The sequence below is a fragment of the Pseudarthrobacter sp. SSS035 genome (assembly GCF_023273875.1).
GTDB lineage: Bacteria > Actinomycetota > Actinomycetes > Actinomycetales > Micrococcaceae > Arthrobacter.
The window spans coordinates 3,082,211-3,096,266 of record NZ_CP096882.1 but is presented as its reverse complement, the minus strand read 5'-3'; the positions used below and the strand labels follow the sequence as shown (position 1 = coordinate 3,096,266).

The window sequence follows — 14,056 nt, the reverse complement described above, 5'->3', positions numbered from 1 at the left end:
TATGTCATGAATTTGTCGGGGTCTGACCTGTGAAGCGAGTCGAACGGCTCCATGCTCTATCCGAGATGTTGCGCCGCAGCGGCGCGCGGGGGGTTTCCGCCGAACGGTTGGCGAGAGAGTTTGAGGTATCCGTGCGCACAATTAAGAGAGACCTCGATGCGTTAGAGAACAGCGGTGCGCCTATATGGTCTCGCCCAGGTCCGGGCGGTGGCTACGGATTGGCTATAGGCGCGTCCCTGCCGCCTGTCAGCCTGTCCCCAGCGCAGGCCGTGGCGCTCATGGCAGCCGTGTCCGCTGCACCCGATGCCCCCTACGCCGATCTGGCAGCAGCAGGTATCCAGAAGATCCTGGACGTCCTCGATCCCAAAACCCGAGCACGAGCCGACGAGCTGGCCCACCGCGTCTGGGTCAACGCGCTTCCCTCCTCTTCGCGCGCAATCAAGTCGGCACTGGAGGAGGCGATGGCCGAGCAGCGAGTGATCCGCATTCGCTACACATCGAGAGACGAGACCACGACCACCCGCGACGTTGAGCCAGTGCTGTTCGCCTCCACGAACGGCCAGTGGTACCTAGTTGGGTGGTGCCGACTGCGCAACGCAATGCGATGGTTCACCGTGTCGCGCATCGAGCGAGCCAGCGTAACCAAGACGGCTTGCGGCGGCCATACCATCCACGAGGTCGGAGAACCCCCAGCGAACGCCAGACCGGTGCACGGTCGGGGCGAGTGAGTCACTCAATCAACCTCTCCGGTCAGTGCACCTAGGGGTGGAAGTGCGGGACGTAGCGTTCACCTACGACGGCGGCGCGCCAGCTTTGCGTCCCACCTCGCTGTCCGTAGCGCCCGGCAAACACCTCGGGATCAGCGGCCGTTCCGGGGCCGGGAAGTCCACGCTGGCCCGGCTGCTGCTACGGCTGTGGGCGCCCGATGCCGCAAGCATCTCCTTGGTAACCGTTGACGGGAAGGCCATGAACGTTCAGAACCTGGACGAATCCGGCACGTGAAGTCGAGCGCTGGCCCGAGGGTGTGCACACAGTGATCGGCGAAGACGGCATGAACATGCGACCGGAGGCTGGTGCTCGGCGACTAGGCCGAGGGCGCGCCCCGCGAAACTCACTCTCCACTTGGGCATCGGTACTGGAACGTTTACCCTCGGGGGGCGGCGTTTAAGGCCAAGTCCAGTAGCGTCTTGGCAGCTCGCCGGGCATCCGTGAACACCTGCGCGTTGTTGGTGGAGGCTGCCAGCGCATTAGCGCCCTCGAAGATCACAGCGAATTGCCTACCGAGCATCTCCGGGTCGGCTGCTCCGGCTTCAGCAGCGGTGGACACGAGGCGATCGCGGAAGGATTGCTTGTGTCGCTGCGCCAGGCCGGCGACTTCCGGGAGTTCTCCGGCGCCCTCGACGACGGCGTTGTGGAAGGGGCATCCGCGGATGAGCGCCGGCGAGTCCCCCTCGAAGGGGGCGAAGATCGCCAACAGTCGTTGAGCCGGGGTCAAGTCGCCGCGCTCCAGCTCTGCTTCGGCGGCGATCGGCTTCTCCAACTCGAACCGGCGAAGATACTCCTCCACCAGCGCAATTTTGGTCGGGAAGTGCACATAGAAGGTCCTGGGCGAGACGTGCGCAGCCTCGATAAGAGCGGCCACGCCGGTGGCGTGAATACCTCGTGCGTAGAAGAGCTCCTCCGCCGCTTGCAGGATGCGCTCGCGTGCGCCGCGTCCGCCGCGGGCCGCCCTAGTGGTTGATGTCACTGCCCCCATACGCACAAGTATATCGAACGCTTTACATCTGCCATGGAGGAGCGTAGCTTGGGCGCAAGGTAAAGCGATCGCTATACCTTACTGGCCCTCAGTGATTGACGGGAGAAAATCATGTCCACCAACACCAACACCGACATCGGCTATGACGTGTTCGGCGCAGACCCGCTGCCGATGGACAGTCCCGGGCCGCTGCCCAACGGACAGCCCCGAGCCTTCCAGCCCATCGCGGTCACCCTTGTCCATGGCCGGCAGGACGCCGTGCTCGTCGACCCGCCGCTGACCCTCCGGCAGGCGGAGAAGGTCGGAGACTGGGTCGCGGCGAGCGGTAAGCAGCTGACGCACATCGTCGCCACCCACGGACACGGCGACCACTGGTTCACCGCTGGGGTGCTCGCCGACCGCTTCGGCGCCCAGGTGGTCACTTCTGCAGGCGCCATCGCACAGATGCACAACAACGTGTATGCCCGGGAGGTGCTGTGGGACGCGATGTGGCCGGGCCAGATCCCCCCATCCCCCGTCACGGCCGTCACTGTGCCAGGCAATCGCATCACCCTCGAAGGACACGACCTCAACATCGTCGAAGTGGGGCACGCAGACAGCGACGACAGCGCGGTGCTGCACGTGCCGGACCTCGATCTGGTGGTGGCCGGCGACGTGATCTACAACGGGGTGCACATGTACCTCGCTGAGTCAGCCGACGGCAACCTCGGCCACTGGCGCGAGGCCATCGACATCGTCGCCGCACTGGAACCGCACCGAATCGTGGCAAGCCACCAGAACAAGAACCTCGACGACAACGCGGCACGGCTCATCGCCGAGACCCGCCGATACCTCGACGACGCCGAGGCTGCCCTGGCCACGCACGACACCCCGGTCGAGTTCTTCCACGCGATGCTCAAGCAATACCCGGAACATCTCGGTCCGACCGTTTTGTGGGTCAGCTCCCGCGCCCTCTACCTCGCGCGTGAGGGCGGCGACCCGGTGCAGAACCTCGTAGCAGCCTGGCGACTGTAAGCCAATCCGAAGCCGCCGCCAGGGCGCGTTCGGGACTCGGGCAAACACCGGAGCCCCCGTCACCGCGGAGGTCAGTGTTCGTCGTAGTGGCCTTCATGCTCGGCATGGCGGTGGCCGTCGTGAACGTAGTCCACGTGGTCGCCGTGCTGGACTGTAACGTGCGTACAGTCCGGGCCGCCGTGCTGGTGCTCGGCGAGCGTATGTTCAGCCGTGACTTCCTCGGTCATGATGCTCTCCTTCGCGGGCGCCGGAGCGAGAGCGGCGCCTGGCTTTCCTGGCGGTCGGCGGTGGCGTGCCTTGAACAGCTCTGCCGCCCCAGTGAGGGGCTCCTCGCCAACCATCACAGGGAGATATAAGCATGCTCACCCGTGTCTGGCAATGACTTTCCAAAGTACAGCGGGCAGCGAAGAGCCCCGGCCGGAATGGTCCGGCCGGGGCTCGTCGCTTGTGTACCCGGTTGCTGTTGGATCCTAGAAAGCGTCGGGGTGCAATGCCTTGGCGATCTGCCCCACGGCGCGAATATTGCCCAAGGTGCCGGGCATAACGTCGTCGGAATCGATGGCCACCAGCCTGCCGTTCTTCACGGCGGGAAACATTCACCCGCGCGGTTGCGGGCCGGCGGCAGCCTCCTCACTGAGCCCGCCGCCGGCGGCGGATCGGCGCCCTAGGTGATCTTGCGCCGGTAGGCGGCCATGGCGAACACGTAGGCGAGTGCGAGGATGCCGACGCACCAGGCCAGTGCGATCCAGATGTCGTTCCCAACCGGCTGCTGCGCGAACAGCGCGCGGATAGAGTTCACGATCGAGGTCACCGGCTGGTTCTCAGCGAACCAGGCCACCGGGCCCGGCATTGTCGCCGTCGGAACGAACGCCGAGCTGATGAACGGCAGGAAGATCAGCGGGTAGCTGAACGCGCTGGCGCCGTCGACGGTGTTCGCGGAGAGCCCCGCGATCACGGCCAGCCAGGTCAGGGCGAGCGTGAACAGGACCAGGATGCCGGCGATTGCAAGCCAGGCGCCCACGGATGCTCCGGTGCGGAACCCCATGAGGAGGGCCACGCCGACGACGACCGCGACCGAGACGAGGTTGGCCACCAGCGAGGTGAGCACGTGCGCCCAGAGCACGCTCGACCGCGCGATCGGCATGGACTGGAAGCGCTCGAAGATGCCGCCCTGCATGTCGAGGAACAGGCGGTAGGCGGTGTAGGCGATGCCGGAGGCAATCGTGATCAGCAGGATGCCGGGGAGCATGTAGTTGACGTACGACTCGTCGGATCCGGTATTGATCGCGCCGCCAAGCACATACACGAAAAGCAGCATCAGCGCGATCGGCGTGACCGCGGTGGTGATGATCGTGTCCGGGCTGCGCAGGATGTGGCGCAGCGAGCGGCCGGTGAGGACGCCGGTATCGCTGAGGACGTGGGTGCTCATCGGGATGCCTCCTTCTCTTCCTGCTCTTCAGCCGTCTCACCGACGAGCGCCAGGAAGACGTCTTCGAGTGAGGGCTGCTTCTCGACGTACTCGATCTCGGCCGGCGGCAACAGCCGCTTGAGCTCGTCGAGCGTGCCGTTCTGGATGATCGTGCCCTTGTGCAGGATCGCGATGCGGTCGGCGAGGTGCTCGGCCTCGTCGAGGTATTGGGTGGTGAGCAGCACTGTCGTGCCGTTCTGGGCGAGATCCTTGACGGTCTGCCACACGTCGATGCGCGCCTGCGGGTCGAGCCCGGTGGTCGGCTCGTCGAGGAAGATCACCTTCGGCTCGCCGATCAGGCTCATCGCGATGTCGAGCCGGCGGCGCATGCCGCCCGAGTACTCGGCTGCCTTGCGGCCGCCGGCCTCGGTGAGCGAGAAGCGCCCGAGCAACTCGTCCGCGATCGCCCCCGGGTTCTTCAGGTGCCGGAGCTTCGCGACCAGCACCAGGTTCTCCCGGCCCGTGAGCACTTCGTCAACGGCGGCGAACTGCCCGGTCAGGCTGATCGACTCGCGCACATCGCCGGGGTTAGCGGCGACGTCGAAGCCGTGCACCGTCGCGGTTCCCGCGTCGGCCTTCAGCAGCGTCGAGAGGATGCGCACGAGCGTGGTCTTCCCTGCCCCGTTGGAGCCGAGGAGCGCGAAGATGCTGCCCGCCGCCACCTCGAAGTCCACGCCGCGCAGCACGTGCAGGTCCTTGAAGGACTTCTCCATGCCCTGCACCCGGATTGCTGTCGCGGTCATGATTCCGCCTCCTTCGCCTTGTCGACCGCCTCGTTGAGACGGGCCCGTTCCTTGTCGATCCATCGCTTTCCGCCGTATGCCTGGGCGAAGCTCTCCGCGAATTCGATGGGATCTTCGCCCACGATCTCGCTCACAGGCGTGCCGTCTATGGCCGCGCGTTCCCACAGGTCCGCGAGGTCCGAGAACATCTGCACCATCGTGTCCCCCTCGGTGACCCCGCCGTAGTACATGAAGTACCGGTTGAAGGCCTTCGCCACGGTGAGGTAGGGCTCAGGCATGGCATCCAGCCGCGCCTTGGCCTGCTTGTACTGCTTCTTCTGCTCGAGCGAGCCGGTCACCAGCTCGATCCACTTCGCTGCCATATCACTTTCCTCCCTTGCGGAGCTCTTCAAGCCGTTCGGACAGGAAGCTCCATGTGTTCCAGAATTCGTCCAGTTCCTTCGTGCCCTGAGCGTTGAGCGTGTACACCTTGCGGGGCGGCCCCTTCTCGGACGGCCGCTTCTCGACGTCCACCAGGCCTTTCTGCTCGATCCTGACGAGCAGCGCGTACACGGTGCCCTCAGCGATGTCGGGGAAGCCCTGGGCCCGGAGCAGCGTGGTGATTTCGTACCCGTACGCCGGGTTCCCGGTCAGGAGGGCAAGAACGATGCCCTCCAGTGTGCCTTTGAGCATCTCTGTCATCTGCTTGCCCATCGGACACCTCCTCCACTACTCAGTGTTACTAGCTACTAGTACATAGTAGCGCTAAGTAGTGGAAGCGCAAGCCCTCAATCGTTGCCGTTAAAACCGCGTCAAGATTTTGTGCCAGCGCATTAAGGATTCGTCAGGAACGCCTTTCCTGCCGTTTCGCGGGGGTTGACTGGGATCAGCCCTGGATGGGGTGCGTTCGAAAGGAACTTGCAATGGCCGACGCGGCTGTAATTGGAATCCTCATGGTGTCCATGGGATTCGTGATGTGGATCGGTCACCTTCTGGCCGGAGTGGTCAGCGGTGCAAATGATGGAGGCGAGGACGGACTATGAGCCTGGACGCGATCATATGGTTGGTGCTGTTGATTGCCGGCCTGGGCCTCTCCGGGTACTTGCTGGCAGCCCTCATCCACCCCGAGAAGTGGTGACCCGGCCATGACGTTCAACACCGCGTCCTTCCTGATCCAGGTGTCGGCGCTGCTGCTGGCCCTGGCCACCCTGCACAAGCCGCTGGGGCTCTACCTTGCCCGCGTGTTTGAGGGCACCACCTCCACCCGGCCGGAGCGTCTGTTCTACCGGCTCGCCGGGGTCGACGCCGGTACTGAACAGACCTGGGCCGTTTACCTCCGCAGCGTGCTGGCTTTCTCCGCAGTGTCCATCCTGGTGGTGTTCCTGCTCCAGCGCCTCCAAGGCGTGCTTCCCGGCAGCGGGGCACTGACAGGGGTGGACCCCTGGGTGGCCATGAACACGGCCATCTCGTTTGTCACCAACACGAACTGGCAGACCTACGTGCCGGAAACCACCGTCGGCATCTTTGTACAGATGGCCCTGCTCGCGGTGCAGAATTTTCTGTCCGCGGCCGTCGGCATCGTCGTCGCCGTCGCCCTGATCCGCGGCATCGCCCGGACAAAAACCGACAGGCTCGGAAACTTCTGGGTGGACCTGGCCCGGACAACCTTCCGCATCCTGTTGCCGCTGGCCCTGGTCGCGGCCATCGTGATGGTCATTGGCGGTGTTGTCCAGAATTTCTGGCCCACCGACGTCATCAACCAGGCAACCGGCGCAACGCAGAGCATTCCGGGCGGTCCCGTGGCCTCCCAGGAAGCGATCAAAGTCCTGGGCACCAACGGGGGCGGCTATTTCAACGCCAACTCGGCCCACCCCTTCGAAAATCCCAACGTTTTCATCAGCCTGTTCCAGGTGTTCCTCCTGCTGCTGATCCCCTCGGCCCTCCCCTACGCGTTCGGCCGGATGGTGGGTGACCAAAAGCAGGGCTACACCGTAGCCGCCGTCATGGGAACACTCTGGCTGACCTCCGTTTCCCTGACGGGATGGGCCGTCGCCGCCGCGCAGGGAACAGCGACCGCGGCTGCCGGCGGACTCGGCGAAGGGTTCGAGCAGCGCTTCGGCGCCGCTCCGAGCGCCATCTTTGCCGCCTCCACGACGCTGACCTCAACGGGCGCCGTCAATGTCGCCCACGATTCCCTGCCGCCGCTGGCGGGTGGGGTAACCATGGTGAACATGATGCTCGGCGAAGTGGCCCCCGGCGGAACCGGATCCGGGCTGTACGGGATGCTGATCCTCTCCATCATCTCCGTCTTCATCGCCGGGCTGATGGTCGGCCGGACACCCGAGTACCTGGGCAAGAAAATCGGCCCACGCCAGATGAAGCTCGCCGCCATGTACATCCTGGTCACCCCCATCCTGGTTCTCACGTTGGCGGGCATCACCGTCCTGCTCCCGGACGTAATGGCCAACGTGCCCGCGTCCGGGCCGCACCAGTTCAGCGAACTGCTCTACGCCTTCACGTCCGGGGCGAACAACAACGGCTCGGCGTTCGGCGGCATCACCAGCTCGGGCCCGTACCTCTCGGCCATGCTCGGCATCGCCATGCTGCTGGGGCGGTTCCTGCCGATCGTCCTGGTTCTGGCTTTGGCCGGATCGTTCGCCCGGCAAGGCAAAATCCCCTTATCCGCCGGGACGGTACCCACCCATGGGCCCCTGTTCGGCGCGCTGCTGCTGGGCGTGACCGTCATCCTGACTGCCCTCAGCTATTTTCCCGCCCTTGCCTTGGGCCCCCTCGCAGAAGGACTCCTCCAATGACCCGCACCCCGACGGCCCTCGCCACCGTCCCCGAAACCCTCGCCGACGGCAACCCACTCGGCACCCCCGGCGAACATAAACACCACACCAAGGCCCCGGCGAAACTGACGGCCTCCAGCGTGGCGGCCGCCCTTCCGGTGGCCGTCCGCAAACTCGCACCGCGCCAGATGATTCATTCACCGGTCATGTTTACGGTGCTGGTGGGGGCGGGTTTGTGCACGGCGATCTGCGTGGTCCGGCCGTCGGTGTTCAGCATCGCCGTGACGGCTTGGCTGTGGCTGACCGTGCTGTTTGGCACTCTTGCGGAAGCCATCGCGGAGGGCCGCGGCAAGGCCCAGGCCGACAGCCTTCGGGCCAGCCGCCAGGGTGTCCGGGCGAAGCTCCGGCTGGACGGCGGCGCGATCAAGGAAGTCCCCGGTACCGAACTGCGCCGGAACGACTTGGTGGTCTGCGAGCCCGGGGACGTGATCCCGTCCGACGGCGAGATCATCGAGGGCCTGGCCAGCGTTGACGAATCAACCATCACCGGCGAGTCGGCCCCGGTCATCCGCGAATCCGGCGGGGACCGTTCCTCGGTGACGGGCGGCACGAGGGTCCTCTCCGACCGGATCGTCGTCCGTATCACAGCCGAACCCGGGCAGACCTTTATCGACCGGATGATCAAACTCGTCGAGGGTGCCGTGCGGCAGAAGACCCCCAACGAGATTGCCCTGCACGTGCTGCTCGTCTCCCTGACCATCGTGTTCCTGGTTGTCACGATGTCCCTGGCACCCTTCGCGTCCCTCGCCGGGGCAACACCCTCGCCCATCGTGCTCGTGGCGCTGCTCGTGTGCCTGATCCCAACCACCATCGGGGCCCTGGTCCCGGCCATCGGCATCGCCGGAATGGACCGCCTCGTCCAGCACAACGTCCTGGCCACCTCCGGGCGGGCCGTCGAAACCGCCGGTGACATCACCACGCTGCTGCTGGATAAGACCGGAACCATCACCTACGGCAACCGCCGCGCCGTCAACTTCTTCCCGGCCAACTCGGTCGGCATGAGCGAACTCATTGAAGCGGCGCGCCTCTCCAGCCTCGCCGATGACACCCCCGAAGGGCGGTCAGTGGTGGACCTGGCGGCCGAAAGGGGTGTGCGCGGACCTGATCTGGCGGATCTGGGACGGGGCACGGAACAGTTCAGCGTCGTCGAATTCAGCGCCAGCACGCGGATGAGCGGCCTGGACACGGACGGCCGCCGGATCCGCAAGGGGGCGGCCGCCGCGGTAACCGCTTTTGTGGCCGATCTGGGTGGCCACACCCCGGCCGAGGTGAAGCACCGTGTGCAGGAAATCTCGGCGCAGGGCGGCACGCCGCTGCTGGTTGCCACGGCAACCAGGGACGGCGCCCGGATCCTTGGCACCATCCACCTGGCCGACGTCGTCAAGCCAGGCATGCAGGCCCGCTTCGCCGAGCTGCGGAAAATGGGAATTCGGACGGTGATGGTCACCGGCGACAACCCCGTCACCGCCAAAGCGATCGCTGCCGAGGCCGGCGTCGATGATTTCCTCGCCGAAGCCACCCCCGAGGACAAGCTCGCCGTCATCAAAAAGGAGCAGGCCGCCGGACGCCTCGTGGCCATGACCGGGGACGGCACCAACGACGCCCCCGCACTGGCCGCCGCGGACGTCGGCGTCGCCATGAACTCCGGCACCCCGGCCGCCAAGGAGGCCGCCAACATGGTGGACCTCGACTCCGACCCGACGAAGCTCATCAACATTGTGGGCATCGGAAAGCAGCTGCTGATCACCCGGGGTGCACTCACGACGTTCTCCATCGCCAACGACGTCGCGAAATACTTCGCCATCGTCCCTGCCCTGTTCACGGCGGCTTTTCCGGGCCTCGGGCTGCTGAACATCATGGGACTCACTAGCCCTGCCTCAGCCATCCTGTCCGCCGTCATCTTCAACGCGCTGATCATCATCGCCCTGATTCCGCTGGCGCTCCGCGGCGTAAAATACCGGGCCGTGTCCGCCAATCAGGCGCTGGGCCGGAACCTGCTCGTCTACGGCCTCGGCGGGCTCATCGCACCGTTCATCGGCATCAAACTCATTGACCTGATCATTTCCGTGATCCCCGGCATCGGCTAGGAACATTCCATGAATACGCTCACAGGCTACCTCCGCCAGGCCGGAACCGCCGCCAGATTCCTGCTCCTTGCAACCGTGGTCCTCGGACTGGCGTACCCGCTTGCCGTCTTCGGCGTCGGACAGCTGGCCGCCCCGTACCAGGCCAACGGCTCCATTATTAGGAACGACGGCGGTGCTCCCGCGGCGTCGGCCCTCATCGCCCAGACGGTGGCCAACGAGGAAGGGGTCCAGGATCCGGCCTGGTTCCACGCCCGGCCCTCGGCGGTCAGCTGGGACCCGGCGTCGTCATCGGCCAGCAACCTCGGCCCCAATGAGCCGAAACTCCTTGACGCTGTGACGGCCGCCCGCAGTGCCGTGGCGGCCACCGAAGGTGTCAGTGAAGCCGACGTGCCTGCCGACGCCGTGACCGCCTCCGGGTCCGGGCTGGACCCGGACATCTCCCCGGCCTACGCCAAGCTCCAGGTGGCCAGGGTCGCGGCAGCCCACGGGCTCAGCGCCGACACGGTCCAGGACCTCGTGGACCGGAACACCGCCGACGGCCTCGAAGCGTTCCTGGGCCAGCCCTCCGTCAATGTCACCGCCCTGAACCTGGATATTGCCGCCGCCGCGCCCGGCCCGGCGCCGCAGCAGTGACCGGGCCCCTCCCAGTGAAAGAATGACGGCATGGCACGTGGAACGCTGCGCATCTTCCTCGGGGCCGCGCCCGGAGTCGGCAAGACGTACGAAATGCTCGAAGAGGCCCACCGCCTCGGCACCCGGGGCGAGGACGTCGTCGTCGCGTTCGCCCTGGACCACGGCCGCGCCGAGACGCGGGCGCTGCTGGACGGGCTCGAGGTCATCCCGCCCCGGCGCCTCGCGTACCGGGGCACCGAGTTCGACGAGATGGATCTCGACGCCGTCCTCCACCGTGCACCGGCGACCGCCGTCGTGGACGAATACGCACACTCAAACATCCCCGGCAGCCGGCACGCCAAACGCTGGGAGGACATCGATGAACTGCTCGACGCCGGCATCAATGTCCTCTCCACCGTCAACATCCAGCACCTGGCGTCCCTGGGGGACGTCGTCAGCGCCGTCACCGAGGTGCGGCAGGCCGAAACGGTGCCGGACGACGTCGTACGCCGGGCAGACCAGATCCACCTGGTCGATATTTCCCCGGAACTGCTGCGCCAGCGCCTGAGCGATGGAAAAATCTATGCCTGGGACAAGATCGACGCCGCACTCTCGAACTACTTCCGGCTCGGCAACCTCACAGCGCTGCGTGAACTGGCGCTCCTCTGGCTCGCGGACCGCGTGGATGAAGGCCTGGCCAGGTACCGGGCAGAGAACGATATCCAGGCCACCTGGCCGGCCCGCGAGCGCATCGTCATCGGACTGACCGGCGGCCCTGAAGGCGAAATCCTGATCCGGCGCGGCGCAAGGATCCTGAACCGCGTCAGCGGCGGCGATCTGCTCGCCGTCCATGTCCGCGCCACGGACGGTGTTGCCTCCGAATCACCACAGGCCCTGGAAGCCCAGCGCCGCCTGATCCAGGACCTCGGCGGCAGCTACCACATCGTGGCAGGCGAAGACCCGGCAACGGCGCTGCTGGACTTTGCCCGGAGCGTCAACGCAACCCAGATCGTCGTCGGCATCTCGCGCCGCGGCAAGCTCGCCGGACTCCTCGGCGCGCTGCTCGGCGGCGGCATCGGCACCAGGGTGGTCCGGGACTCGGGCGACATCGACGTCCACATGGTCTCCCACCCCCTCGGAGGAGGCGCGGCCCAGTCCCGCCGCCGACGGGATCTCGGACGGATCCGTGTGGCGGCCGGCTTCGTCCTCGCGATCCTGCTGCCCGTTCTCCTCCAGTTTCTGCTGGCCCTGAATCCGGACCAGAACGTCGCCACAGCCGTGCTGGTCCAGCTCGCCGGATCAGTCACGGTGGCGCTGGTGGGCGGGTTCTGGCCAGCCATCCTCGCTTCGCTCTGGAGCAGCCTCCTGGTCAACTACTTCTCCACCCCGCCGGTGGGGACCCTGACCATCAACGACCCCCAAAATGTGCTCGCCCTCCTGGTATTTGTCGGCGTGTCTGCCGCCGTTGCCGTGGTGGTGGACGTCTCCGCCCGGCGCTCCAAGGAGGCCGCGCGGGCCCGCGCCGAAGCGACCACCCTCTCAGATCTCACCCGCGGCGCTGCCAGCTCGGAGGACACCGTCCAGGACCTGCTGCAACAGGCACTTGCCGTGTTCAACGTCCGTGGCGCAGCCCTCTTCGGCCTGGCCGAACCCGGCAACGGCGGCCACCGGGAAAAATGGGCACCCCTCACCCATGCCGGCGAACTCCCCGACGCCGGCACGGCCCACCAGCTGACACCTGGTCAGCCTTCACCTGGCCAGCCGGACTTCCCAACGGAGAATACCGAACAGATCGATGCAACCACCCGGCTGGTACTTTTCGGCCGGGCCCTGCCGGCCAGCGACCGGCGGCTGCTCGGGGCCTTCGGCGTGCACCTCGCCGCCCAGCTTGAACGACAGCAGTTGGCCGTCAGCCGCCGCGAAGTCCTCCGCCTCGCTGAAGGCAACACCATGCGCACCTCCATCCTGCGTGCCGTCTCCCACGACCTCCGCACACCCCTGGCCAGCATCAAACTCGCTGTCGGGAGCCTCCTGCAGAAAGATGTTCACTACGGCCCGAAGCTTGCCCACGAACTGCTCCTGGCAATTGATGAATCCTCGGACCGGCTGGACCTGCTGGTGGGGAACCTGCTCGACATGTCCCGGATCACCACCGACGCCGCCAAGCCACTGCTGAAACCGGTGCGCTGGAGCGAGGTCATCCCGGCCGCCCTCCACGGCATCCCCGCCGGCAGCGCCCGTGTGGAACTGCCCCCGAACATGCCCGAAATCGAGGCGGACCCGGGTATGCTCGAGCGCGTCATAGCCAACATCGTCGAAAACGCCGTCAAGTACGCGCCCGGATCCGACGTGGTTCTGGTGGGAACAGCCGGTGGACTCAGCAACGAAACGCTGGCGGGCCAGCCCGCGGGTGAACTGCGCATTATCGACCACGGCCGGGGCGTCCCTGCGGAAAACGTGGTTGAAATGTTCCGGCCTTTCCAGCGGCTCACCGATGTACCGCAAACTACGGGAGTCGGCCTGGGACTGGCCGTCGCGAAAGGATTCACCGAAGCAATGGGTGGCACACTGACTGCAGAACAAACCCCTGGAGGAGGTCTCACCATGGTCATCAGGCTTCCACTGTCCACCGGCGCACCCGCCCACTTCATGACAGCCCAAGCACCTGTGAAACCCCAGTCCCTCCTGTCCGGAGGGACTCCCAAACAGCGCCATCGGCCCTCCACGCAGGAAAAGCCATGACCGCCGTCCTCGTGGTTGACGATGACCCGCACCTGCTCAAAGTCCTCAACATCGCCCTCCAGGCCAACGGCTACACCGTCATTACTGCCACAGACGGCCAGTCGGCCCTTCTCTCCGCTACCCAACACGCCCTTGCCGTCATCATCCTGGACCTCGGCCTGCCGGACATCGACGGCACGGACGTGATCAAACAACTCCGGACCTGGAACGAGGTCCCCATCCTTGTGCTCTCGGCCCGCCACACCTCCGATGACAAAGTCGAGGCATTGGACGCCGGCGCCGACGACTACCTCACCAAGCCCTTCGGCCCGGACGAACTCCTGGCCCGTCTCCGCGCCCTGCTCCGCCGGACCAACGATCACAAGACATCCGAGCCCATCGTCACCACGGACAGCTTCGAAATCGACCTTGCCAAACATCGCGTCACCCGCGAGGGCGCCGACGTCCGCCTGACACCCACCGAGTGGAACATCCTGGAGATCCTGGTCAGAAACCCCGAAAAACTCATCACCCAACGCCAGCTGCTGACCGAGGTCTGGGGACCGGCCTACGCCAAGGACGCCAACTACCTCCGCGTCTACATGGCCCAGCTCCGCCGCAAACTCGAACCCGATACCGGAAACCCCCGCCACCTCCTCACCGAAGCCGGCATCGGCTACAGATTCCAGCCGTAGTGTGCAGTCATAACGAACGTGTCAGGCAGGCGTTAAGGATGCGTTAAGATCCCGCGTTTTCCCGCAGAGGGCCCTCGGCCCGGTGCTACGCTCCGTTGGTTATTCACCCCAATCCCGCCTGCGCGGGGT

At 65.8% G+C, this 14,056-nt stretch carries 15 protein-coding genes; 9 read left to right on the top strand and 6 right to left on the bottom strand.

What is annotated here, in order from left to right; all coding sequences use genetic code 11:
* Nucleotides 1–29: 29 nt before the first annotated feature.
* Together MUN23_RS14320 and MUN23_RS14315 are read left to right on the top strand one after the other, a co-directional pair.
* A complete protein-coding gene (locus MUN23_RS14320; RefSeq protein WP_256468623.1) occupies nt 30–728 on the top strand; it encodes a YafY family protein in 699 nt (232 codons plus the stop codon).
* Between the two features lie 43 nt (nt 729–771).
* Complete coding sequence (locus MUN23_RS14315) at nt 772–1,002, top strand: ATP-binding cassette domain-containing protein (RefSeq protein ID WP_248759230.1); 231 nt, start codon at nt 772–774, stop codon at nt 1,000–1,002.
* Between the two features lie 142 nt (nt 1,003–1,144).
* On the opposite strand, the gene MUN23_RS14310 is transcribed toward MUN23_RS14315, so the two are convergent.
* On the bottom strand, nt 1,145–1,756 hold the full coding sequence (locus tag MUN23_RS14310; RefSeq protein ID WP_248759228.1) for a TetR/AcrR family transcriptional regulator: 612 nt from the start codon (nt 1,754–1,756) through the stop codon (nt 1,145–1,147).
* Nucleotides 1,757–1,867: 111 nt separating this feature from the next.
* Between MUN23_RS14310 and MUN23_RS14305 the strand changes: the two genes are divergently transcribed.
* Nucleotides 1,868–2,770 (top strand): MBL fold metallo-hydrolase, encoded by a 903-nt coding sequence (locus MUN23_RS14305; protein ID WP_248759227.1) that lies wholly within the window; start codon nt 1,868–1,870, stop codon nt 2,768–2,770.
* Between the two features lie 71 nt (nt 2,771–2,841).
* Here MUN23_RS14305 and MUN23_RS14300 read toward each other — a convergent pair whose 3' ends face one another.
* From MUN23_RS14300 to MUN23_RS14280, 5 genes are all read right to left on the bottom strand, one after another.
* Nucleotides 2,842–2,997 carry a zinc transporter permease gene (locus tag MUN23_RS14300; RefSeq protein WP_248759226.1) on the bottom strand — a complete coding sequence of 52 codons (156 nt, stop codon included), beginning with the start codon at nt 2,995–2,997 and terminating at the stop codon, nt 2,842–2,844.
* A 437-nt stretch (nt 2,998–3,434) separates the two neighbouring features.
* Complete coding sequence (locus tag MUN23_RS14295) at nt 3,435–4,199, bottom strand: ABC transporter permease (protein ID WP_248759224.1); 765 nt, start codon at nt 4,197–4,199, stop codon at nt 3,435–3,437.
* Nucleotides 4,196–4,981, bottom strand: coding sequence for an ABC transporter ATP-binding protein (locus MUN23_RS14290; protein WP_248759222.1), 786 nt, complete (start codon nt 4,979–4,981; stop codon nt 4,196–4,198). Before MUN23_RS14290 ends, MUN23_RS14295 begins: the two co-directional genes overlap by 4 nt.
* A complete protein-coding gene (locus MUN23_RS14285) occupies nt 4,978–5,343 on the bottom strand; it encodes a DUF1048 domain-containing protein (protein ID WP_248759220.1) in 366 nt (121 codons plus the stop codon). Before MUN23_RS14285 ends, MUN23_RS14290 begins: the two co-directional genes overlap by 4 nt.
* Before the next feature lies 1 nt (nt 5,344).
* Complete coding sequence (locus MUN23_RS14280; RefSeq protein WP_058931552.1) at nt 5,345–5,674, bottom strand: PadR family transcriptional regulator; 330 nt, start codon at nt 5,672–5,674, stop codon at nt 5,345–5,347.
* A gap of 325 nt (nt 5,675–5,999) precedes the next feature.
* Between MUN23_RS14280 and MUN23_RS14275 the strand changes: the two genes are divergently transcribed.
* Genes MUN23_RS14275 through MUN23_RS14250 form a run of 6 tightly spaced genes read left to right on the top strand, consistent with a single transcriptional unit; the run spans nt 6,000 to nt 13,927 of the window.
* Nucleotides 6,000–6,098 carry a potassium-transporting ATPase subunit F gene (locus MUN23_RS14275; protein WP_248759219.1) on the top strand — a complete coding sequence of 33 codons (99 nt, stop codon included), beginning with the start codon at nt 6,000–6,002 and terminating at the stop codon, nt 6,096–6,098.
* Nucleotides 6,099–6,105: 7 nt separating this feature from the next.
* On the top strand, nt 6,106–7,773 hold the full coding sequence (kdpA, locus tag MUN23_RS14270; protein ID WP_248759216.1) for a potassium-transporting ATPase subunit KdpA: 1,668 nt from the start codon (nt 6,106–6,108) through the stop codon (nt 7,771–7,773).
* Nucleotides 7,770–9,899 carry a potassium-transporting ATPase subunit KdpB gene (kdpB, locus tag MUN23_RS14265; protein WP_248759215.1) on the top strand — a complete coding sequence of 710 codons (2,130 nt, stop codon included), beginning with the start codon at nt 7,770–7,772 and terminating at the stop codon, nt 9,897–9,899. The genes kdpA and kdpB overlap by 4 nt, the downstream gene beginning before the upstream one ends.
* A gap of 9 nt (nt 9,900–9,908) precedes the next feature.
* Nucleotides 9,909–10,532, top strand: coding sequence for a K(+)-transporting ATPase subunit C (gene kdpC, locus MUN23_RS14260; RefSeq protein WP_248759214.1), 624 nt, complete (start codon nt 9,909–9,911; stop codon nt 10,530–10,532).
* A gap of 30 nt (nt 10,533–10,562) precedes the next feature.
* Nucleotides 10,563–13,253: a DUF4118 domain-containing protein gene (locus tag MUN23_RS14255; RefSeq protein ID WP_248759212.1), complete on the top strand. Its 2,691-nt coding sequence runs from the start codon at nt 10,563–10,565 to the stop codon at nt 13,251–13,253.
* Nucleotides 13,250–13,927: a response regulator gene (locus tag MUN23_RS14250; protein ID WP_248759211.1), complete on the top strand. Its 678-nt coding sequence runs from the start codon at nt 13,250–13,252 to the stop codon at nt 13,925–13,927. The genes MUN23_RS14255 and MUN23_RS14250 overlap by 4 nt, the downstream gene beginning before the upstream one ends.
* Nucleotides 13,928–14,056 lie beyond the last annotated feature (129 nt).

What these genes read in the sequence shown, in the direction of transcription:
- MUN23_RS14310 (WP_248759228.1), bottom strand. Translation starts at nt 1,756, where the DNA reads ATGGGGGCAGTGACATCAACCACTAGGGCGGCCCGCGGCGGACGCGGC.
- MUN23_RS14305 (WP_248759227.1), top strand. Translation starts at nt 1,868, where the DNA reads ATGTCCACCAACACCAACACCGACATCGGCTATGACGTGTTCGGCGCA.
- MUN23_RS14300 (WP_248759226.1), bottom strand. Translation starts at nt 2,997, where the DNA reads ATGACCGAGGAAGTCACGGCTGAACATACGCTCGCCGAGCACCAGCAC.
- MUN23_RS14295 (WP_248759224.1), bottom strand. Translation starts at nt 4,199, where the DNA reads ATGAGCACCCACGTCCTCAGCGATACCGGCGTCCTCACCGGCCGCTCG.
- MUN23_RS14290 (WP_248759222.1), bottom strand. Translation starts at nt 4,981, where the DNA reads ATGACCGCGACAGCAATCCGGGTGCAGGGCATGGAGAAGTCCTTCAAG.
- MUN23_RS14285 (WP_248759220.1), bottom strand. Translation starts at nt 5,343, where the DNA reads ATGGCAGCGAAGTGGATCGAGCTGGTGACCGGCTCGCTCGAGCAGAAG.
- MUN23_RS14280 (WP_058931552.1), bottom strand. Translation starts at nt 5,674, where the DNA reads ATGGGCAAGCAGATGACAGAGATGCTCAAAGGCACACTGGAGGGCATC.
- MUN23_RS14275 (WP_248759219.1), top strand. Translation starts at nt 6,000, where the DNA reads ATGAGCCTGGACGCGATCATATGGTTGGTGCTGTTGATTGCCGGCCTG.
- kdpA (WP_248759216.1), top strand. Translation starts at nt 6,106, where the DNA reads ATGACGTTCAACACCGCGTCCTTCCTGATCCAGGTGTCGGCGCTGCTG.
- kdpB (WP_248759215.1), top strand. Translation starts at nt 7,770, where the DNA reads ATGACCCGCACCCCGACGGCCCTCGCCACCGTCCCCGAAACCCTCGCC.
- kdpC (WP_248759214.1), top strand. Translation starts at nt 9,909, where the DNA reads ATGAATACGCTCACAGGCTACCTCCGCCAGGCCGGAACCGCCGCCAGA.
- MUN23_RS14255 (WP_248759212.1), top strand. Translation starts at nt 10,563, where the DNA reads ATGGCACGTGGAACGCTGCGCATCTTCCTCGGGGCCGCGCCCGGAGTC.
- MUN23_RS14250 (WP_248759211.1), top strand. Translation starts at nt 13,250, where the DNA reads ATGACCGCCGTCCTCGTGGTTGACGATGACCCGCACCTGCTCAAAGTC.